This window comes from Mesorhizobium sp. PL10, from assembly GCF_053714315.1.
Genome location: NZ_JBSKBR010000006.1, coordinates 100,917 through 118,990, shown reverse-complemented (window position 1 = coordinate 118,990; position 18,074 = coordinate 100,917). Strand labels below are relative to the sequence as shown.

The 18,074-nt window shown below is 62.7% G+C and carries 20 protein-coding genes; 15 read left to right on the top strand and 5 right to left on the bottom strand.

What is annotated here, in order from left to right; genetic code table 11:
• Positions 1-5 precede the first annotated feature (5 nt).
• The gene (locus ACWGTO_RS11935; RefSeq protein WP_454575055.1) at positions 6-482 is read left to right on the top strand and encodes a DoxX family protein; all 477 of its coding nucleotides are present in this window, start codon (positions 6-8) and stop codon (positions 480-482) included.
• On the opposite strand, the gene ACWGTO_RS11930 is transcribed toward ACWGTO_RS11935, so the two are convergent.
• Positions 443-652 (bottom strand): helix-turn-helix domain-containing protein, encoded by a 210-nt coding sequence (locus tag ACWGTO_RS11930; RefSeq protein WP_454575054.1) that lies wholly within the window; start codon positions 650-652, stop codon positions 443-445. The genes ACWGTO_RS11935 and ACWGTO_RS11930 overlap by 40 nt on opposite strands.
• A gap of 101 nt (positions 653-753) precedes the next feature.
• Here ACWGTO_RS11930 and ACWGTO_RS11925 point away from each other — a divergent pair, with 101 nt between their 5' ends.
• The 4 genes from ACWGTO_RS11925 (at position 754) to ACWGTO_RS11910 (ending at position 2,953) form a co-directional block, all read left to right on the top strand.
• Positions 754-1,299 carry a carboxymuconolactone decarboxylase family protein gene (locus ACWGTO_RS11925; protein WP_454575053.1) on the top strand — a complete coding sequence of 182 codons (546 nt, stop codon included), beginning with the start codon at positions 754-756 and terminating at the stop codon, positions 1,297-1,299.
• A gap of 213 nt (positions 1,300-1,512) precedes the next feature.
• On the top strand, positions 1,513-1,998 hold the full coding sequence (locus ACWGTO_RS11920) for a DoxX family protein (RefSeq protein ID WP_454575052.1): 486 nt from the start codon (positions 1,513-1,515) through the stop codon (positions 1,996-1,998).
• On the top strand, positions 1,995-2,435 hold the full coding sequence (locus ACWGTO_RS11915) for a GNAT family N-acetyltransferase (RefSeq protein ID WP_454575051.1): 441 nt from the start codon (positions 1,995-1,997) through the stop codon (positions 2,433-2,435). The genes ACWGTO_RS11920 and ACWGTO_RS11915 overlap by 4 nt, the downstream gene beginning before the upstream one ends.
• Positions 2,432-2,953, top strand: a complete 522-nt coding sequence (locus ACWGTO_RS11910) for a GNAT family N-acetyltransferase (protein ID WP_454575050.1) — start codon at positions 2,432-2,434, stop codon at positions 2,951-2,953. The genes ACWGTO_RS11915 and ACWGTO_RS11910 overlap by 4 nt, the downstream gene beginning before the upstream one ends.
• 129 nt (positions 2,954-3,082) lie before the next feature.
• Here ACWGTO_RS11910 and ACWGTO_RS11905 read toward each other — a convergent pair whose 3' ends face one another.
• From ACWGTO_RS11905 to ACWGTO_RS11895, 3 genes are all read right to left on the bottom strand, one after another.
• Positions 3,083-4,441: a chloride channel protein gene (locus ACWGTO_RS11905; protein ID WP_454575049.1), complete on the bottom strand. Its 1,359-nt coding sequence runs from the start codon at positions 4,439-4,441 to the stop codon at positions 3,083-3,085.
• 189 nt (positions 4,442-4,630) lie between these two features.
• Positions 4,631-4,990: a hypothetical protein gene (locus ACWGTO_RS11900; protein WP_454575048.1), complete on the bottom strand. Its 360-nt coding sequence runs from the start codon at positions 4,988-4,990 to the stop codon at positions 4,631-4,633.
• 76 nt (positions 4,991-5,066) lie between these two features.
• Positions 5,067-5,972, bottom strand: a complete 906-nt coding sequence (locus ACWGTO_RS11895; protein ID WP_454575047.1) for a LysR family transcriptional regulator — start codon at positions 5,970-5,972, stop codon at positions 5,067-5,069.
• Between the two features lie 171 nt (positions 5,973-6,143).
• On the opposite strand from ACWGTO_RS11895, the gene ACWGTO_RS11890 reads away from it, so the two are divergent.
• From ACWGTO_RS11890 to ACWGTO_RS11865, 6 genes are all read left to right on the top strand, one after another.
• Positions 6,144-7,220, top strand: coding sequence for a class I SAM-dependent methyltransferase (locus ACWGTO_RS11890; RefSeq protein ID WP_454575046.1), 1,077 nt, complete (start codon positions 6,144-6,146; stop codon positions 7,218-7,220).
• 39 nt (positions 7,221-7,259) lie between these two features.
• Positions 7,260-7,559: a putative quinol monooxygenase gene (locus tag ACWGTO_RS11885; protein ID WP_454575045.1), complete on the top strand. Its 300-nt coding sequence runs from the start codon at positions 7,260-7,262 to the stop codon at positions 7,557-7,559.
• A 142-nt stretch (positions 7,560-7,701) separates the two neighbouring features.
• Entirely contained in the window at positions 7,702-8,340 is a 639-nt protein-coding gene (locus tag ACWGTO_RS11880; protein WP_454575044.1) for a DUF1326 domain-containing protein, read from the top strand.
• Between the two features lie 9 nt (positions 8,341-8,349).
• On the top strand, positions 8,350-9,213 hold the full coding sequence (locus ACWGTO_RS11875; RefSeq protein ID WP_454575043.1) for a DUF2182 domain-containing protein: 864 nt from the start codon (positions 8,350-8,352) through the stop codon (positions 9,211-9,213).
• A 107-nt stretch (positions 9,214-9,320) separates the two neighbouring features.
• Positions 9,321-10,766, top strand: a complete 1,446-nt coding sequence (locus ACWGTO_RS11870) for a DUF5939 domain-containing protein (protein WP_454575042.1) — start codon at positions 9,321-9,323, stop codon at positions 10,764-10,766.
• A 31-nt stretch (positions 10,767-10,797) separates the two neighbouring features.
• Entirely contained in the window at positions 10,798-11,340 is a 543-nt protein-coding gene (locus ACWGTO_RS11865; RefSeq protein ID WP_454575041.1) for a substrate-binding domain-containing protein, read from the top strand.
• 116 nt (positions 11,341-11,456) lie between these two features.
• On the opposite strand, the gene ACWGTO_RS11860 is transcribed toward ACWGTO_RS11865, so the two are convergent.
• Entirely contained in the window at positions 11,457-11,759 is a 303-nt protein-coding gene (locus ACWGTO_RS11860) for a DUF982 domain-containing protein (protein ID WP_454575040.1), read from the bottom strand.
• 194 nt (positions 11,760-11,953) lie between these two features.
• Here ACWGTO_RS11860 and ACWGTO_RS11855 point away from each other — a divergent pair, with 194 nt between their 5' ends.
• From ACWGTO_RS11855 to otsB, 4 genes are all read left to right on the top strand, one after another.
• Positions 11,954-13,015 carry a glycosyltransferase family 4 protein gene (locus ACWGTO_RS11855; protein WP_454575039.1) on the top strand — a complete coding sequence of 354 codons (1,062 nt, stop codon included), beginning with the start codon at positions 11,954-11,956 and terminating at the stop codon, positions 13,013-13,015.
• A gap of 43 nt (positions 13,016-13,058) precedes the next feature.
• On the top strand, positions 13,059-15,221 hold the full coding sequence (locus ACWGTO_RS11850; RefSeq protein ID WP_454575038.1) for an amylo-alpha-1,6-glucosidase: 2,163 nt from the start codon (positions 13,059-13,061) through the stop codon (positions 15,219-15,221).
• A gap of 132 nt (positions 15,222-15,353) precedes the next feature.
• Complete coding sequence (locus ACWGTO_RS11845) at positions 15,354-17,135, top strand: alpha,alpha-trehalose-phosphate synthase (UDP-forming) (protein WP_454575037.1); 1,782 nt, start codon at positions 15,354-15,356, stop codon at positions 17,133-17,135.
• Entirely contained in the window at positions 17,132-17,902 is a 771-nt protein-coding gene (gene otsB / locus ACWGTO_RS11840; protein WP_454575036.1) for a trehalose-phosphatase, read from the top strand. Before ACWGTO_RS11845 ends, otsB begins: the two co-directional genes overlap by 4 nt.
• Positions 17,903-18,074 lie beyond the last annotated feature (172 nt).

Sequence of the window (18,074 nt, the reverse complement as noted above, 5' to 3'; positions counted from 1 at the left end):
CGATCATGACTGCGATACCGGAATATTCCACCCCTCGCCCTGCCGGCCTTGTTGGTCTTTACCGACGAGTGATCAAGTTGCCGGAGCGTATCCCATTTTCGCTGGTCCAGCTCGCAGCTCGAGTCGCGATTGCGCATGTCTTCTGGCAGTCAGCACAATCGAAGCTGGCATCCTGGCCGGTGACGCTGCAACTGTTCGCCAGCGAATACAATCTACCCCTCATCGATCCGTCGATCGCGGCGCCGCTGGCGACAACGGCAGAGATCACCGGGGCGGTGCTGCTTTTCCTGGGGCTGTTCTCGCGTCTCGGCGCGCTGATGCTGCTCGGCGTTGTTTCAGTGATCCAGATCTTCGTCTTCCAGGAGAACTGGGCCGAGCATCTGCTGTGGGCCTCGCTTTTGCTGCTCGTTCTAACACGGGGCGCCGGCGTCCTCTCGCTCGACTACGTCGCAGAGCGGACCTTTTCAGCGCCTGGAAAATGACCGGGGAAGCACGGTGCGAGCAGGCGGGTGTGAAGATAGGCCTCCAATTCCGCCACCTTGCGACTGACAAGCGGTGTTCCGAGTTTCCGCCCTGCCGCCGAGACACTGCCGGTCTCGACAGCGGCGATCAGAATGGCTTCGAGGCGGTCCACGCGCAAGCCCTTCCACATATTGAGAGGTCATATCTCCTAGTTAGTCGATACTCTCGCCTTCTGGAAGATAATAGGTAGCTGCCTGTCGCACCGACATCATCGAACAGGAGAGCTATAAAATGTCCCGCATTGCCATCCCGACCCGTGAGGCAGCCCCGACCGCCTCGCAACCCATTCTAGACGCCGTGAACAAGCAGCTTGGCGTCGTTCCCGGCCTTTTCCGCCTCGTATCCATAAGCCCTGCCGCTCTGGCGGGCATGACCAGCCTGTCCGGCGCTCTCACCAGAGCACTGGATGTGAAAACCCGCGAGCGCATTGCATTGGCCGTTGCCCAGGTGAACGGCTGCGACTACTGCCTGTCCGCCCATACCTATCTCGGTCTTAACCTGGCAAGGATGAGCCCCGAGGAGATCGCGCTCAACCGCAAGGGCACGTCGAGCGATCCGAAGGCTGACGCGGCGGTGCGTTTCGCGGCCAGGGTGGCGGAGACCCGCGGCAAGGTAACGGACACCGACATAGCGGCGGTGAAATCGGCGGGTTTTACCGAGGCTCAAGTCATCGAGATTGTCGCCATCGTAGCCGAGAACTTCCTGACCAATCTCATCAACAATGTCGCCGAGACCGATATCGACTTTCCCGTCGTTCTCGCCGCCGAAGCCGCCTGACCGATGCCCGATCCGCCGCCCAGGGTGGATCGGGCGATTTCGGTTCTGCTCTCGTCGAGGCTCGCGCAGCGGCGGTAACGATGCCGTGAGGCTGTAACGGTCGGTTCCCATGGGGCGAATAAGAGACCGTCTCCCGAGCCCCATGGCGGGCTTTTCGGATAGTGCCGTATCCAGGCACGCCGCCCCAGAAAGGTATACCGGTAATGAATCTCCGTGGACACGAGAACTACACTCTCCTCGTCCGCTGCAGCAGCCGGGTGGGCGCCGTTGCCGACAAGGTTGATCGTGGGTTTTGGCTTCCTTGCCCATGGCTATGCCAAACTCAGCAGAGGGCCGGGAAGCTTTGGCGTCGTGCTTCAGACACTGGGAGTTCCAGAGCCTCAGGCGCTAGCATGGTTGACAACGCTGGTTGAACTTGTCGGCGGCAGTGCTGTGCTGGCGGGCGCTTTCATTCCGATCGTCAGTGTGCCGATGGCGATCGTGCTTTTGACTGCACTGGTTACAGTCCATTCCCAATACGGATTCTTCTCGGTGAAGTTTGCCGAAGTGTCAGCCACAGGAATCCGGTTTGGGCCCGTCGGCTACGAAATCATCCTGCTTTATCTGGCCGGCCTTGTAACGCTTGCAGTAGGCGGCCCCGGCCGTCTGTCGCTTGAGACGGTCTTGTCTCGGCCCAAGGGAATCGAGCGCTCGAGATGACTACCCTTGCCCAACCCCAGCACGATCTTTCTGCAATTGAGATCGACGCCTTCGAAGACAGGATCTATGCCTACAATCGGGAGGCGGTAGGGCGCGATGACGCCCAGGGCCTTGGCTTTGTGATCCGCGACCCGGTTGGACGCATCATCGGTGCTGCAACAGGATTTTCCTGGGCAGGCACTTCCGAACTCAAACAGATGTGGATCGACGAGGGCCATAGGGGACGTGGCTATGCGCGGGCGTTGTTGAACGCCTTCGCGGCCGAGGCCAAAGATCGAGGCGTTCGGCGGATTTGGGTGCAGAGCCATGATTTCCAAGCGCCAGGAATGTATGAAAAAGCCGGCTTCGTGCGTGTAGCTGAATTTGCGGATTGGCCCGAGGGACACTCCAACGTCATTCTCTGCAAAATACTTGAAGATCCGACTGCAACCCAATGACCACCATCCGAATTGCGCAAGACGCTGACGCGGAAGCCCTGCCCTATATCGAACAGTCGGCGGGTGAGGCCTACCGCGAGATCGAGGAGTTGGCCTGGATTGCCGACGACGACAACCAGACCGTCGAGCGCCACCGTGAACTCATCGCCAAGGGCACGTCCTGGGTCGCGGCGGACCCCTACGATCGGCCGGTCGCATTCCTGAGCGCGGAGATCCAGGATGACACATTGCACATCTGGGAACTTGCCGTGCGCCTTGATCGACAACGCTCGGGTATCGGACGGGCCTTGCTGGAAAAGGCAATTGCGGATGCGAGGCGTCGCCGCCTTGTCGCTCTTACCCTGACGACGTTCCGGGACGTGATCTGGAACGCGCCATTTTACCAGAAGCTGGACTTTCAGGTGCTGGATGACGCGCAGGCCGGAGAGCGGCTTCGCCAGGTGCTGCGCCGAGAGGTCGAGCACGGAATGCCGGCAAGGAGACGTTGCGCCATGCGCCTTGTCCTCACTCAAGTTTGAGCTTGCTGGCGAAACTCAGACTGCGCTCCAGAGCGGTTCAGCGTTTCACGGAATCGCTAACCCGCTCTAACTCTTTGTGTTTTATGCAATTCCGGACGGATACCGTTACACACTTATCCTGGAATTGCTCTAAGCGGCGGCATCGGGTGTTTCAAGGTTTCTGGTTCTTCTGCGCCGGATCGCCTCGGCGATGAACAGGCGAGATAGGGCGTGGTAGAGCGGCTCGTTCGAAATCAATCGCGCTGTCCCATAGCCCAGCATCGATGCGCACATCAGCGCAATGACATTGTCGTGGTTGCCGGTCATTTCGAGGATGATGACGAAGGCCGTCATCGGAGCCTGCACAACGCCGGCAAAATAGCCGGCCATGCCGAGCAACGCAGCGGTGCCGGTGGCGGCGCCGAGGAGTAGGCCAAGCGTGCTGCCAAGGCCGGCTCCCACGGCCAGCGATGGCGCGAAGATGCCCCCCGGGATGCCCGAAACCATCGAGAGCAGGCCAGCCGCGAATTTCTCGGCAAAGAAGAACGCGGGCAGCGGCGTGCCTTCGATGGCTCCGCGCGCCTGCGCATAGCCGGTGCCGAAGGTGAGGCCATTCGAGGCGATCCCGATCGCGGCCACCGCCAGCCCGCAAATGCCTGCCACAACCATTGTTCGCCAGAGCGGCTGCAACGCGTTCCAGCGCCGGATGCGACGCGTCGCTTTCAGCGCCAGCAGCGAAAACAGCGCGCCGACGCCGCCGCCGACGATGCCGCAGGCAAGCACCAGCGGCCAGTCGCTGGCAAAGGCCACTGTTTCTTTGGCGACGCCGAAGTAAGTGTAGTTTCCGACCAGGCCCAACGAGGCGAGTCCGGCGAGGATCACCGCCGTTAACACCAGCCCGTTGGTGCGGGATTCATAGGCGCGGCCCATCTCCTCGATAGCGAAGACAATGCCGGCAAGCGGTGTGTTGAAGGCAGCCGCTATGCCTGCCGCCGACCCGGCCAGGATCAGCCCGCGCGCCTGCCCCATGCCGCCCCAGCGCGCGACCTGCAGCATCAGCGAGGCGCCGACCTGCACTGTCGGTCCCTCCCGGCCAATCGAGGCCCCGCAGCCGAGACCGACGACGGTGAGCGCGATCTTGCCCACCACCAGCCGCAGCGACAGGATGTGGCCGCGGTCGTCGTCATCGCGCAAATGACGTGCGGCGATCGCCTGCGGAATGCCGCTGCCCTGCGAGCCCGGAAAGAAAGAATGCGCAAGCCAGGCGCACAGAACAAACCCGAGCGGCGTCATCACCAGCGGCAGGTAAAAGCGCCAGCCGCCCTGATGGCCAATCGCGATGTGGAAAAGTGCCTGCGCTTGGTCGGCCAGAACTGCGAACAGCACGCTGATCAGACCAATCGAGATGGCGCCTGCCCAAAAGACGATGCGGGGCTGCCAGACGCGCCGCGAAACCCACATTGCCTGCGAGCGCCGCAGCATCGGGTGTTTTCGCGAAATGGGTGCCATGTCGGATCCTGTCGTGATCGATCCGGCCTAGCACACCCATGGAGCCGATCAACCCTGCGAGGCCAGGGCCATGGGCAGACGGGATCAGCGACGAGTGCTCCGACAGAACTCCGACGGCGAAGGATGGATGGGACATCCCGCCAGCGCGCGTGCCGGCGGGACGAAAGCGTCGGCGGAGCCCGGTGGCTTCTACATCGCCATTTTTTCGCACTCGGCCTGGGCCTTCTTGGTCGACGTGTCGATCATGTAGGTTTTGCCCTTGGCGTCGGTCATCATCATCATGCAGTGCTTGATCGGCTTGGCCATTTTCATCATTTCGGCGCTCATTTTGGCGTCCGGCATCATGGTGCCCATATGCCCGTCGGGCATGATCGCTGTGACTTGCCCACCCTTCATCATGGACATCGTGCCCATCGTGTCTTCGGCGAACGCCTGCGACACACACAGGGCGGCAATGCTGGCGGTGACAAAGATCTTGAACGAATGCATCTGGAATACTCCCATTTTTTTGAGGGGCACAGTTGCCCCATTCGTGGGTTCGCCGGACATTGGGGTCCGTTACATCGACACGAAGATGTGATCGCATGTTGCCTGTTTGACTGGCGCGGAAGGCGGAACCGCGGACCTACAGACCAGTCGATTGCGCCGTCATCGGTATGTGCCAGTCATACTCCATCACAGCTTTGGCAAATGCCGAGATGGCGGGCGATGGCAGGCGGTCTGCGACGGAAACCAGCGACACCTCGCGCACGATCTCGGGATCGACGACTAGCCGGTGGCAAACGCCGGGCTGGCTCGCCGAGAATTCGGCGATGAAGCAAACACCCATTCCGGCAGCGACCATGGCCAGGATCCAGTCCTCGCGCTCGCTGCGGTAGGCGCTCTTGATCTCGAAGCCGAGGTTTTGGCAGAGCTCATCGATATGATTGCCGTATTCGCAGTTGATGCGCTCGAGATAGGGCTCGCTGCGCACGTCGGCGAGTTGTAGCGTGTTGCGCGTCTCGAATGGATGCCCTGTTGAGAAGGCGAGCCCGAAGCGCTCCGCATAGACCGGCTCCGCTTTCAGCCGGGGGTCGAAGGGCTCGGGCCGTGCCAACAGCGCGATGTCCAGCTTGCCCTTCAGCAGAAGATCGGTGAGGTGGTCGGCGGCGCCCTCGATCACAGTCACATGAATGCCGGGAAAACGCTCGCGAAACGCGTTGAGGAAACCGATAAAGCGCAGCGGGCCGATGGTGCACATCACGCCCAGCGTCAGCGGTGCGGCCTCCAGCGACAGGAAGCTTCTGGCGGTGCGTTTGGCATGCTCCGAGCGCTGCTCGATCTCGTCGAGGTGGCTTCGCATCAGCCGGCCGAAATCGCTTAGTTGGACATGGCTCTTGTCGCGATGGAAGAGCAGGCCGCCGAGTTCGGCTTCCAGCTTCTGTATGGCGCGGGTGAGCGCAGGCTGCGTGATATGCACAAGGTCCGCCGCCTGGCGAAAGTTGAGCGTCTGGCAGGCGGCCAGAAAATAACGAATTTCGTGCATTTCCATGACACATCCCCGCTGATGCCCGGCATGCATCGCCGCAATCAGAACTCGGCACTATCGGCGGGTGCTATCCTCAGGTAAACTTTCTCCGCTGTCCATGGGAGACCCTCCCGGTGGCCGAACCAGGTGTGCCGCCATGGCGAGTGTTTGGGACCGAGCCGGAGGAGAAAGCCGATGCTGGAGCGCAACAAGGAGAAACAGCCCGACCAGGAAAAACTGGAGGCGCTGCTTGGAAAGATGGTCGGCGATCTCGGTGCCATCACCACTGGGGCGGCGGTGTTGTTGGGCGACAGGCTCGGCCTTTTTGCGGCCATGAGCAAGGGCGGCAATATGACTGCCGGACAGCTTGCCAAAGCGACCGGGACACAGGAGCGTCTGGTCCGCGAATGGCTTTCCGCCCAGGCGGCCGCCGGCTATGTCGAATATGACGAGGCCGGCGACAGCTTCTACCTCAGCCCCGAGCAGGAACAGGTCTTCGTCAATGAGGACAGTCCGGCCTTCATGGCCGGCGCCTTCGAGGTCGTCTCGACGCTGTGGCTTGACGAAGAAAAGGTGCGGCAGGCGTTTCGCTCGGGCAAGGGACTGGGCTGGCACGATCACAGCGCCTGCCTGTTCCGCGGCACGGAACGGTTCTTCCGGCCCGGCTACAACGCCAATCTGATCGGCTCCTGGCTGCCGGCGCTCGATGGCGTGGTCGAGAAGCTGGAGCGAGGCATAGACGTTGCCGACGTCGGCTGCGGCCACGGCACCTCGACCGTGCTCATGGCCAAGGCATTCCCGAATTCGCGCTTCACCGGCTTCGACTATCATGCCCCGTCGATCGAACGGGCGCGCGCCGCCGCCAAGGAGGCCGGCGTCGCCGGCAACACCCATTTCGAAGTGGCGGCGGCCAAGGATTTTCCGGGCACCTACGACCTCGTCGCCTTCTTCGACTGCCTGCATGACATGGGCGATCCGGAGGGCGCTGCCAGGCATGTGCACAAGGCCCTGAAGCCGGACGGCACCTGGATGATCGTCGAACCGTTCGCCCACGACCAGCTTTCAGCGAACCTCAACCCGGTTGGCCGCATCTACTACGCCGCCTCGACCTTCATCTGCACGCCTGCCTCGCTGTCGCAGGAGGTTGGGCTGGGCCTCGGCGCCCAGGCGGGCGAGGCCAGGCTGCGCAAGGTGGTTACCGGCGGCGGCTTCCGCCGCTTCCGCCGCGCCACCGATACGCCGTTCAACATGGTTCTGGAGGCTCGCCCGTAAGCCCGGTTGATCCAAGTTAGCTATGGGTTGGAGGAAGGCATGACTGCTTACAATGTTGTTCGGTTTCGCACCAAGCCAGGCAAGGAACAGGCCTTCATCGATGCCCACAAGAAGGCGAGCCTCGACGTCAAGGGATTTCGAAAGGCCGCGCTGATCAAGACCGGCGACCGGACCTTCTGTGTCGTCGGAGAATGGAACGACATGGACAGCCTCGCGGCAGCGCGGCCGCAGATGATCGGCCTTCTCGATACGATGCGCGACATGCTGGAGGATCTCGGTGGCGACCTCGGCGTTACCGACCCGGTCTCCGGCACGTCCGTCGTCGAGATCCGGCCCTGAGTGGCCCAACTGCAGGTTTGATATGCACCGCTCGACCACCAATGTGGGGGCCAATCCATCAACGCCAGCGAGCGACGCACGAACTGCTGGAGCGCGACCAGACTTCGACGTATAATCAGGCCCGATCTCCGGAGGACGAGCCATGAATGCAGTGCCTCAATGGCGGCTCGCAGGCGACTGGTTCGACATCTGCAGTTGCGACATCCCTTGCCCTTGCGAGTTCGCCCAGCGGCCAACCGGCAATCACTGCCAGGGCGTGCTCGCCTGGCATGTGCGTGAGGGTCAGTATGGCGGCGTGAAGCTCGACGGCCTGACGCTGGTGGCGCTCGGCGAGTTCGAAGGCAATCTATGGGCCGGCGAGGCAAGGGCTGTGATGGGCATGTATCTCGACGAGAAGGCGGATGATGCGCAGCGCGAAGCCCTGCAGGCGATCTTCGGCGGCCACGCCGGCGGCTGGCCCGCGGGCTTTGCCGCAAATATCGGCGAGATGCGCGGAATGGAGTTCGTTCCGATCACTTTCGAGGTGGCGGGCGACCTGGCCACATGGCGGGTCGAAATTCCTGGCCTCGTCGTTGGGCGCGCAGAGGCGCTTTCCGGCCCCACCACACCACCTGGCAAGCGGGTGCAGACGATCAATCCGCCGGGTTCGGAGGTCGGCCCGGGCCAGGTTGTCACCTGGGGGCGTTCTGTCGAGGTGAGCACCAAAGGCTTTGGGTTCGACTGGACTGGCACGGCCCGGTCGAGCAAGCACATCCCGTTCGACTGGACCGGCCCGAACTAGGGCATGACAATGGCTGACGCGATCCCCAGGAAATCGCGGCGGTTCACCCGGAATCTGCGCGGCATCCCGCTCGGTCTGCTCGCATCGCTCGTCGGGCTGACAGCAGTGGCGTGGGCGCTCACCCTCTACCAGACCTTCAGCATGGATATGCCCATGGGCATTGCCGTGCGCGGCGGTATGGAGGGTATGGAAGGCATGGCCGGCATGGCGACGGCCGGAATTGCCGCCGACGGCTGGTCAGTTGCCGGCGCCGCCGCTTTTGTCGCTGTGTGGACCGTGATGATGGCGGCCATGATGCTGCCAGCTGCGGCGCCCATGATATTTATGTTCGCGGCCGCGCAGGCCAGGCGCGAACAACACGTGGCCATCCCGACGTGGACCTTCGTCGCGGGCTATCTGCTCGTCTGGGCGGCGGCGGGCCTTGTCGTCTATGCCCTGGTCCAGCTCGGTAGCGACGTTGCAACGAACCTCGATCCGCCCCAGCGTTCGAAATGGGCACCGCTCGCGCTCGGTGCCACGCTTTGCGTCGCCGGGCTCTATCAATTCACGACCCTCAAGCATATTTGCCTCAGCCATTGCCGTTCGCCGCTCGCTTTCGTTGCGCAGCACTGGCGCGAGGGGCGTGTTGGCGCGCTCAAGATGGGACTGCGCCACGGTCTCTATTGCTTTGGCTGCTGCTGGGCGCTGTTTGCCGTGTTGGTCGCAACCGGCGTCATGAGCATCGCCTGGATGCTGCTTTTGACGCTGCTCGTCTTCGTCGAGAAGCTGCTGCCCCCTGGCCGCCGCTTCGAAGGTAGTTTGGGAGTTGCGCTAGTGGCCCTCGGGATCGTTGTATCGCTCGGGGCGATCGATATGCCTTGGATGGGAGGCTAGAGGAGCAGGAGCATCTCTGCTGTGCCGGCAGACGCTTTCGACGGCAATCCATTCGCATCGCGCTGGTTTTTTAGTAGGCTGTGGCGCGGCAAGGTTGAGGGTCCGGCGTGACAGTAGTCGACGATCGTCTTCTCGAAAGCAGCATGACCAAGGTGGAGCAGGCGCGAGCCTGGAGCCCGCGCGTCATCTCGAAATTCGAGACGCTGATCAGGAGCGCCGACGACCGCTCACTCTATCGCGTCAATCCGCTGAGCTTTGCTCGTGACCGCGCAATCGCCGAGCCTGAAGCAATCGACCTCTTCCTTCATGCCACCCGCTGTGGCTTGTTCGACATGAGCTGGGATGTGCTCTGTCCCCAGTCCGGGATGGTGCTCGATAGTTTCGGCGCCCTGCGCACGCTGAAGACCCATTACGTTTGTGGCCTGTGCGACGTATCGGGCGACACCGACCTCGACGACTTCATCGAGGTCACCTTCTCGGTGTCGCCGAAGTTACGGCGCCTGCCGTATCACGACCCTGAGACGCTCCCGGTCGAGGATTTTCACTGGAAGCTCCACTTCGGACATGACGGGCGTCTGCCGGGGCAAGACGTTCGCTTTCTTGACGTTCTGCGCGGCTTCGTCAGGGGCATGACGTTTTTGCCGCCCGGCACCACCACAGTGCTCCGCGCCGACATAGGACCGGGCGCCCTTGCGGGCGTCAACGTGCGGACACAGGCCGCATTCGCCGTGCCGATATCAGGCAATCCGATGTCGGCACCGACAGTTCTGAAGATCGATTATGATGGCAAGCGCTTCCTGCCGGCATTGCCCGCCGTGCCACCTGGCCCGATCGTCATGGAGGTGGCGAATACTGGGCCGGTGCGCGGTTCGTTGCTCGTCATCAACTGGCCGCCCGAGCTTGTCGCGCTGACCACCAAGCCGGCGCTCGATTTCGACCCTTATGTTTCCGGCGGAGCGCTGCTTGCGCGGCAAACCTTCCGCCAGCTCTTCCGGTCCGAGCGTGTCGACGAGAAGGAGGGGCTCGGCATCCGGCAGATCACCTTCCTGTTCACGGACCTCAAAGGCTCGACCGCCATGTATGAGCGCCTGGGCGATCTCAACGCCTATGCTTTGGTCCGCGAGCATTTCGCACTGGTCAACGCGACGGTTCAGCAACATTCCGGGGCGGTGGTCAAGACGATTGGCGATGCGGTGATGGCTGTATTCTCGCAGCCGTCGGATGCAATCTCGGCTGCACTCCACATCCTTGACGAGATCGATCGCTTCAACGGCGACCATGACGGGCCGGGGATCATCCTCAAGATCGGGGCCCACTGTGGGCCATCGATCGCCGTGACGCTCAACGAAAACCTCGACTATTTCGGCCAGACCGTGAATGTCGCCGCGCGCGTGCAATCCCTGGCAGAAGGCGGACAGATCTGCATTTCCGAGGCGCTCCACTCCGCGCCCGGGGTTGGCGAAATGCTTGCCGGCCACCGCGTCGAGGCCTTTGACGCGCCTCTTCGGGGTGTGGAGGGTGATGCAACTGTCTATCGCATTATGCGGGGATAGATACGATTGCGTGCCATGGCGCGAGGAAACCATGGCCGGCCAGTTGCTCTCGCAAGCCGGAGCGGTCGCGGGCGCCTTCATGCAGGCGCTGCAAAGCAGCGGTTTCTCGGTTCCAGACGATTTTTCAGTCATCGGTCTCGACGATATCGCAGTTGCCCTTCATAGCCGCCCGCCCTTGACCACCATCCGCATCGACCGCGTCGAACTGGGCCGTGCCGGAATACAGATGCTGATGAAACGCATCGCGGATCCGGGCGCAAACATTGTGCGCGTCAACATCGGCGTGCAATTGGCCGTGCGCGCCACCGTCGGCCCGGTGCGAAAAAGCCCCTATGAGGGTGGCTCAATAAAAGCGTCTGTCGACGTAGGTGTAGACGCCGGCCCCAATGGCGACCGCACCGACCGTGATCACGATCGACGGTGCGCCCATCAAACTGGCAAGGATCGCCCAGATAAGGGCAATGACGATAGCGCCGAGCGTTCCCAGGATCAGTCTCGGCAATGTCTACCCCTCCACGTACCGACCGTTTGCGGATCGGTCGTCCAACCACCGGTCATGCGAAACGCCGCATGAAAGCACAGTGCAGCCCATGAGGTGAAGGGCTGCGCGGGAATACTATGGTGCGAAAAAGATGATGTCCGCGCCGCCACGGCCCGGCTTGAATCGCCAAAAAAGTCTGTGGCCGCAGCCTAACGGCGCAACGCGTAGACGTCCGCCATGCTTTCGCCGCCCATCGGCATCGCCATATCGTCGTCGAGAAGGCGGGTGATGCGGGCAAAGCCCGTAAACGCCTTCCTTGCCTCCTCGGCCGACATCCGGCCCGACAGGGCCGCGGAGCAGCAATTCACGGCGCATTGATAGACCGGTCCACGCCGTCCCACCGGCCACTTCTGCAGAAAGACCATCGCTTCGGCAACGCTATCGACTTCCTCGATGGGATGTCCCTGCCCGCGCGCGATGCGCACCGGCGTAAAGAAATGCAAGCGGTTCATTTTGTTCTCTCCCTGGTCGGCCGCAGTGCGAACCAACCCTATGAAATTCGCGAACAGCGAGTTGGTTCCCGCTCGTTGCAAAAAAATTTCGCGCTGGTCGAACCGAGATTGCCGGCGGCCGTCTTTTGTCCGGAACGTTACGCCCGCTGATGCATTTCGCTCCCGTATTCGCCTTTTGAGGGACAGTTTATACCATGCGCATAGCCCACGTCGCCCCGTTGCATGAATGCGTGCCACCCAGACTCTATGGCGGCACCGAGCGAATCGTTTCCTATCTCACCGAAGGGCTGGTCGAACTCGGCCATGAGGTGACCCTGTTTGCCAGCGGCGACAGCCACACCTCTGCCAGACTGATACCCGGACGCGAGCGTGCGCTGCGCCTCGACCCCCGCCCGCTCAAGTCAGAGACAGCAGCCCATCTTGCGATGCTGGCCGATGTGAGGAACCGCGCCGATGAGTTTGATATCATTCATTTTCACCTCAGCCATTTCCTGCATTTTTCGTTCTTCGAGACCATGCCGGGCAAGACGGTGACGACGCCGCATGGCCGGCTGGACTATGTCGATCTGGCGCCGGCGTATGAGTGTTTTCCACGCTTTCCCCTGATCTCCATTTCGCGCAGCCAGAGAACCGAGCTCGCAAACGCCAATTGGCTGGCCACCATCCATCACGGGCTGCCGACCGGCCTCTATCAGCCGACCTTGGAGCCGGCGACGGACGAACCGTACCTTGCCTTCCTCGGCCGGCTGTCGCGCGACAAGCGGCCGGACCGCGCCATCGACATCGCCTTGCGCTCGGGCATGAAGCTCAAGCTGGCGGCCAAGATCGGCGATGACGACCGCGCCTATTTCCACGAGACGATCGAGCCGCTGATCGAAGGCAACCGTATCGAGTATGTCGGCGAGATTGCCGAGGACGAGAAGGCTGAATTCCTCGGCAATGCGGCCGGGCTCCTGTTTCCGATCGATTGGCCGGAGCCGTTCGGCCTTGCCGCGATCGAGGCGATGGCCTGCGGTACGCCAACCATCGGCTGGAACTGCGGTGCGTTGCCGGAAGTCATCGACCAGGGCGTCACTGGCTTTATCGTCGATTCGCGTGACGCTGCCGTCGCCGCGGTGCCGGCCTTGCTGCAGCTCGACCGGAGAAAGGTGCGTGCCGTCTTCGAAAAGCGGTTCTCCGCCAAGAGGATGGCCCGTGACTATCTCTCTGCTTATGCGCGCCTGATCGGCATTCCAGCGGAAGCGAAAGCATCTTGAGCGACGGCGGATGCTCCGGAGCCAAAACAGAGATTTGTGACTGATGACCCAACTTGACGAGCGCAAGCTCGACCCCGCCGTGGCCCTTGCCTCCCTGGATGAAACCGCGCCGCGCGAGCCGCACCGGCTGTTCGCCCTGAAACAAGGCGACTGTTTTGCGGTAGCCGATGCTTATGGCGACATACGCGGCGCCGGCGATGGGTTCTTCCGCGACGACACGCGGGTGCTGTCGGAATTCCGGCTGGCCGTCGGCGGCCGGCAGACATCGCTGCTCGGCGCCTCGCTCAGCCAGGACAACGTGCTGTTTACCAGCAATTTGACCAACCTGCCGATGCAGAGCGTCGGCGGCCGCGACATCCCGCAGGGCGCCATCCACATCGAGCGCGTCAGGCTGCTGTGGCAGGACAGACTGTTCGAGCGCATCACTCTCTCCAACTACAGTCAGGAGCATTCCGCGATCCGCATTTCGCTGCACTTTGCCGCCGATTTCCGTGACATGTTCGAGGTGCGCGGTTCAACCAGGCCAAAACGCGGCACGGCGCATGCGGCCGAGATAGATGCGACTTCGGTGCTCCTGCGTTACGACGGGCTGGACGGTCTGGCCCGGCAGTCCGCGATCTCGTTTTCGCAGGCGCCGGACCAGCTGAGTGCCGAGCGCGCGGATTTCCTCATCGCGGTGACGAAGCGCAGCAGCAAGGTGTTCTATGTCGAGGTTGGTCCGGAACTGGCCGAGCCACCCGACCGCGACCGGTTTCGCGCGGCTGCGGCGCGCGCCCGCTTCGGCATGCGGGCCAAGCGCCGCCATGGCGCGACGGTGCACAGTTCGGGCCGCGTCTTCAACGACTGGGTGGAACGCGCCCGCGCCGATGTGGCCCTGCTGACCACCGAGCTGTCGACCGGCCCTTACCCCTATGCCGGCATTCCATGGTTTTCCACCGCCTTCGGCCGCGACGGGGTCATCTCGGCGCTGCAGATGCTGTGGCTCAATCCCGGCCTGGCGCGCGGCGTGCTCACCTTCCTCGCCCAGCACCAGGCGACCGAGACCTCGCCGTTCAGCGACTCGCAGCCAGGCAAGATCATGCACGAGACGCGCAAGGGCGAGATGGTGGCGCTGCAGGAGCTGCCCTTCGGCCGCTACTATGGCGGTGTCGACACCACGCCGCTCTACATCCACCTTGCCTGTGCCTATGCCGAGCGCACAGGCGACATGGACTTCATCGCCAACCTGTGGCCGTCTCTCTGCGCCGCCGCCGAGTGGACCGAGGAAGCCAGCCGCGCGACAGGCTTCGTCACCTATCAGCGCGCCGCCGAATCCGGCCTTGCCAATCAGGGCTGGAAGGACAGTTTCGATTCTGTCTTCCACGCCGACGGGCGCATTCCCAAGGGTCCGATCGCGCTGGTCGAAGTGCAAGGCTATGTCTTTGCCGCCTTCCGTGGCCTGGCGGCGCTCGCCCGCCGCCGGGGCGAGTTCGCCCAGGCCGATCACTGGGAAAACCGCGCCGAAGAGATGCGGATCGCCGTCGAGCGCGATTTCTGGCTCGACGATCTCGGCTTCTACGCGCTCGCCATCGATGGCGCCGGCGAACCCTGCAAGGTGCGCACGTCCAATGCCGGGCATTTGCTGTATGTCGGCCTGCCCGACCCGGCGCGGGCGCAAATGGTCGCCGACCAGCTGCTTTCGGCGTCCTTCCAGTCCGGCTGGGGCGTGCGGACACTGGCTGACGATGCGGTTCTGTTCAATCCGATGTCGTACCACAACGGGTCGATTTGGCCGCACGACACGGCGATTTGCGGTGCCGGCCTGGCGCGGTTTGGCGAGCGCGACAATGTGGTGCGGCTGATGAGTGGCACGTTCGAATCGGCCGTGCATTTCAACATGCGGTTGCCGGAACTGTTCTGCGGGTTCACCCGCTCGGTCGGCGAAGCGCCGATCGCCTATCCCGTTGCCTGCCTGCCGCAAGCATGGTCGGCGGGGTCGGCCTTCATGCTGATGCAGGCCTGCCTCGGCCTGGAAATCGACGGCTGGAACGGCGAAATCCATGTCACGCGTCCCCGGCTGCCGATCGGCATCGACACACTGACGCTCCGACATCTGGGCGTCGGCGAAAAGAAAGTCGATCTGACTTTCCAGCGGGTAGGCGACCGTGTCGTCGCCTTTCTCGCCGACCGCCATGAGGGGCTGATTCCGCTGATCGTGCGAAGCTAGCTGGGTCATTTTCGCGGGAACCGATCGCGGTTTTGTGCGTTGCAACATGACAGCTGCCTGCGGCCAGCCGCCGGAAGCATGTTCAAATTCAACGAAGAAGAATGGCCGCCGAAGGCGGAGATTGGCACTTTAATGACAGATTATGGCGTCGACATGCTCTGGATCGTGATCCTGGCAAGCCTCGGCCTATCCGCCCTCGCCATTGTGTTTTCAGTATCCCGGCAGCGCGGCAGCCACCCACCAGTCGCTCGAACGGCGGGCGAGGATGTGGTGGCGGAAGCAGCGCGCAAAGTCATGCGCGAGTTTGAAAAGAACGGCCAGTCCGTCGATGCCGCACTGGTGACGTGGTCACCCGAAACCTTGCGCAAGATCCTCACCGACGACCTGCCGGACGCGCAGGTCATCGTCGTCTCCAATCGCGAACCTTACATTCACAACGTCAAGGACAATGGCGTCGAGCTTGTCGTGCCTGCCAGCGGACTGGTCTCGGCGCTGGAGCCGATCACCCGCGCCTGCGGCGGCACCTGGATCGCCTATGGCGGTGGTAGCGCTGACCGCCTCACCGTCGACGAGAACGACCGGTTGCCGGTGCCGCCGGATCATCCGTCCTACACGCTGCGCCGCGTCTGGCTGAGCGAGGACGAATATCAGGGCTATTATCTCGGTTTTGCCAATGAAGGCCTGTGGCCGCTCTGCCATATCGCCTTCACCCGTCCTATCTTCCGCGCCTCGGACTGGGAGGCCTATGAGGCCGTCAACCGCAAATTCGCCGATACGGTGGTGGCCGAAGCGCGCAACGAGCGGCCGATCGTGCTGGTCCAGGATTACCATTTCGCGCTTTTGCCGCGCATGATCCGCGAGCGCCTGCCGGAGGCGATCATCATCACCTTCTGGCATATCCCTTGGCCGAACTCCGAAGTCTTCAGCATCTGCCCGTGGCGGGAGCGCATCCTGGAGGGGTTGCTCGGCAGCTCGATCATCGGCTTCCACACCCAGTTCCACGCCAACAATTTCACCGAAAGCGTCGATCGCTTCCTGGAAAGCCGCATCGAACGCGCCGATGCGGCGATCTCCTATGGCGGGCAGACGACGTTGGTACATGCCTATCCGATCTCCATCGAGTGGCCGGCCGAGTTGCTGGCAAAACTCCCGACAGTCGAGGAATGCCGCACCCGCCTGCGCGAGAGGTTCGGGCTTCGGGCTGACGTCAAACTTTGCATCGGCGTCGAGCGGCTCGATTACACCAAAGGGATTCTTGACCGCTTTCAGGCTTTGGACGAATTGTTCACGCGCCATCCCGAATGGATCGGCAAACTGGTCTTCCTGCAGATCGCGGCGCCCAGCCGCGGCACGCTGCCGGCCTATCAGCAACTGCATGACGAATGCATGCGCTATGCCGACGACCTCAACCAGCGCTATGGCAGCAGTGACGGCTACGAGCCGGTGATCATGGTGGCCGAACATCACTCGCAGGAGCAGGTCTACGAGATCTACCGAGCCGCCGACATCTGCATGGTCACCAGCCTGCATGACGGCATGAACCTCGTCGCCAAAGAGTTCGTTGCCGCGCGCGACGACGAGCAGGGCACTCTTTTGCTCAGCACCTTTGCTGGAGCGTCGCGCGAACTGCTGGAGGCGCTGATCGTCAATCCTTACGACGCGGCGATGATGAGCGAGGCCCTGCAGCAGGCGCTGACCATGCCGCCGGAAGAGCAGCGCCAGCGCATGCGGCGCATGCGCGAGAATGTGCGCGACAACAATGTCTATCGCTGGGCCGGCAGCATGCTGCTCGACGCGGCGCGGCTGCGCAAACGCGGCGATCTCGACCGGGCGACAGGTGTTGCCGAGCGGCCAGCAAGCACCGACACCAACATCGTCTCGCTCGTCGAGCGCATGCACAAGGTGGCGTCATGACAAGCCTGCCAACCGCCCCCAACCTGCCCGCAGGACAATGGGCGCTTTTCCTCGACATTGACGGCACCTTGCTGGAGCATGCCGCTCACCCGGACGCTGTGTCCGTCAGCGACGAATTGCGCACTCTGCTCGGCGCCATTGACGAACGGCTGGACGGCGCCGTCGCCTTCATCACCGGCCGCTCGGTTGAGGTCGCCGATCGCCTGTTTCATCCCCTGAAGCTGCGCGTTGCCGGCCTCTACGGGCTGGAACATCGGCTCACGCCCGACGGCCCGGTCGTTGCCGCGGATACTCCCGCCGATATGGCTGCCCTTGCCGACGCCATCGAAGCCGAACTGGATGACGGGCAGGTCCATATCGAGCGCAAGGGTCCGATCCTTGCCATCCATACGCGTGCGGCGCCGCATTTGCTGGCCAGGGCCACGCAACTTGTCGAGCAGGCATTGGCCAATCTTCCCAAGGGCTATCGGGTCATTCCGGGAAATGCCGGCGTCGAGCTCATGCCGCTCGAAGCAGCCAAGGGCGCCGCCGTGCGGCGCTTCATGGCAATCCCGTCCTTTGCCGGGAGGCGGCCGGTTTTCCTCGGCGACGACACCGCTGACGAAAACGGTTTCGAGGCGATCAATGAAGCCGGCGGCATCTCGATCCGTGTCAAACCGCGCGGCCCCACGGCGGCTCAATACAAGCTCGATGACGTCACCCGCGCGATCGCTTGGCTTGCCGCCAATTTCGAGGCGTCTCCGGTCCTTGACCGGAAAGTGTCCTGATCGCGGCTGTCAGCAGATCGAATCAAGACCGCTGCGATGGCGTCCGCCTCTACAAACGCCAATCGATAAGCGCGATTTGCATTGAATATCTTTAAGGTCAGAGCCGGCAAATGGATTGCTTGCGGGTTCCCCTGCGTCAGGCTTAACCTCCACGCAGCCAACGCGTGAGGGC

Bases quoted from the DNA above. Each gene is read 5' to 3' on its own strand.
- ACWGTO_RS11935 (WP_454575055.1), top strand. From the start codon at position 6: ATGACTGCGATACCGGAATATTCCACCCCTCGCCCTGCCGGCCTTGTT.
- ACWGTO_RS11930 (WP_454575054.1), bottom strand. From the start codon at position 652: ATGTGGAAGGGCTTGCGCGTGGACCGCCTCGAAGCCATTCTGATCGCC.
- ACWGTO_RS11925 (WP_454575053.1), top strand. From the start codon at position 754: ATGTCCCGCATTGCCATCCCGACCCGTGAGGCAGCCCCGACCGCCTCG.
- ACWGTO_RS11915 (WP_454575051.1), top strand. From the start codon at position 1,995: ATGACTACCCTTGCCCAACCCCAGCACGATCTTTCTGCAATTGAGATC.
- ACWGTO_RS11910 (WP_454575050.1), top strand. From the start codon at position 2,432: ATGACCACCATCCGAATTGCGCAAGACGCTGACGCGGAAGCCCTGCCC.
- ACWGTO_RS11905 (WP_454575049.1), bottom strand. From the start codon at position 4,441: ATGGCACCCATTTCGCGAAAACACCCGATGCTGCGGCGCTCGCAGGCA.
- ACWGTO_RS11900 (WP_454575048.1), bottom strand. From the start codon at position 4,990: ATGTCCGGCGAACCCACGAATGGGGCAACTGTGCCCCTCAAAAAAATG.
- ACWGTO_RS11895 (WP_454575047.1), bottom strand. From the start codon at position 5,972: ATGGAAATGCACGAAATTCGTTATTTTCTGGCCGCCTGCCAGACGCTC.
- ACWGTO_RS11890 (WP_454575046.1), top strand. From the start codon at position 6,144: ATGCTGGAGCGCAACAAGGAGAAACAGCCCGACCAGGAAAAACTGGAG.
- ACWGTO_RS11885 (WP_454575045.1), top strand. From the start codon at position 7,260: ATGACTGCTTACAATGTTGTTCGGTTTCGCACCAAGCCAGGCAAGGAA.
- ACWGTO_RS11880 (WP_454575044.1), top strand. From the start codon at position 7,702: ATGAATGCAGTGCCTCAATGGCGGCTCGCAGGCGACTGGTTCGACATC.
- ACWGTO_RS11875 (WP_454575043.1), top strand. From the start codon at position 8,350: ATGGCTGACGCGATCCCCAGGAAATCGCGGCGGTTCACCCGGAATCTG.
- ACWGTO_RS11865 (WP_454575041.1), top strand. From the start codon at position 10,798: ATGGCCGGCCAGTTGCTCTCGCAAGCCGGAGCGGTCGCGGGCGCCTTC.
- ACWGTO_RS11860 (WP_454575040.1), bottom strand. From the start codon at position 11,759: ATGAACCGCTTGCATTTCTTTACGCCGGTGCGCATCGCGCGCGGGCAG.
- ACWGTO_RS11855 (WP_454575039.1), top strand. From the start codon at position 11,954: ATGCGCATAGCCCACGTCGCCCCGTTGCATGAATGCGTGCCACCCAGA.
- ACWGTO_RS11850 (WP_454575038.1), top strand. From the start codon at position 13,059: ATGACCCAACTTGACGAGCGCAAGCTCGACCCCGCCGTGGCCCTTGCC.
- ACWGTO_RS11845 (WP_454575037.1), top strand. From the start codon at position 15,354: ATGACAGATTATGGCGTCGACATGCTCTGGATCGTGATCCTGGCAAGC.
- otsB (WP_454575036.1), top strand. From the start codon at position 17,132: ATGACAAGCCTGCCAACCGCCCCCAACCTGCCCGCAGGACAATGGGCG.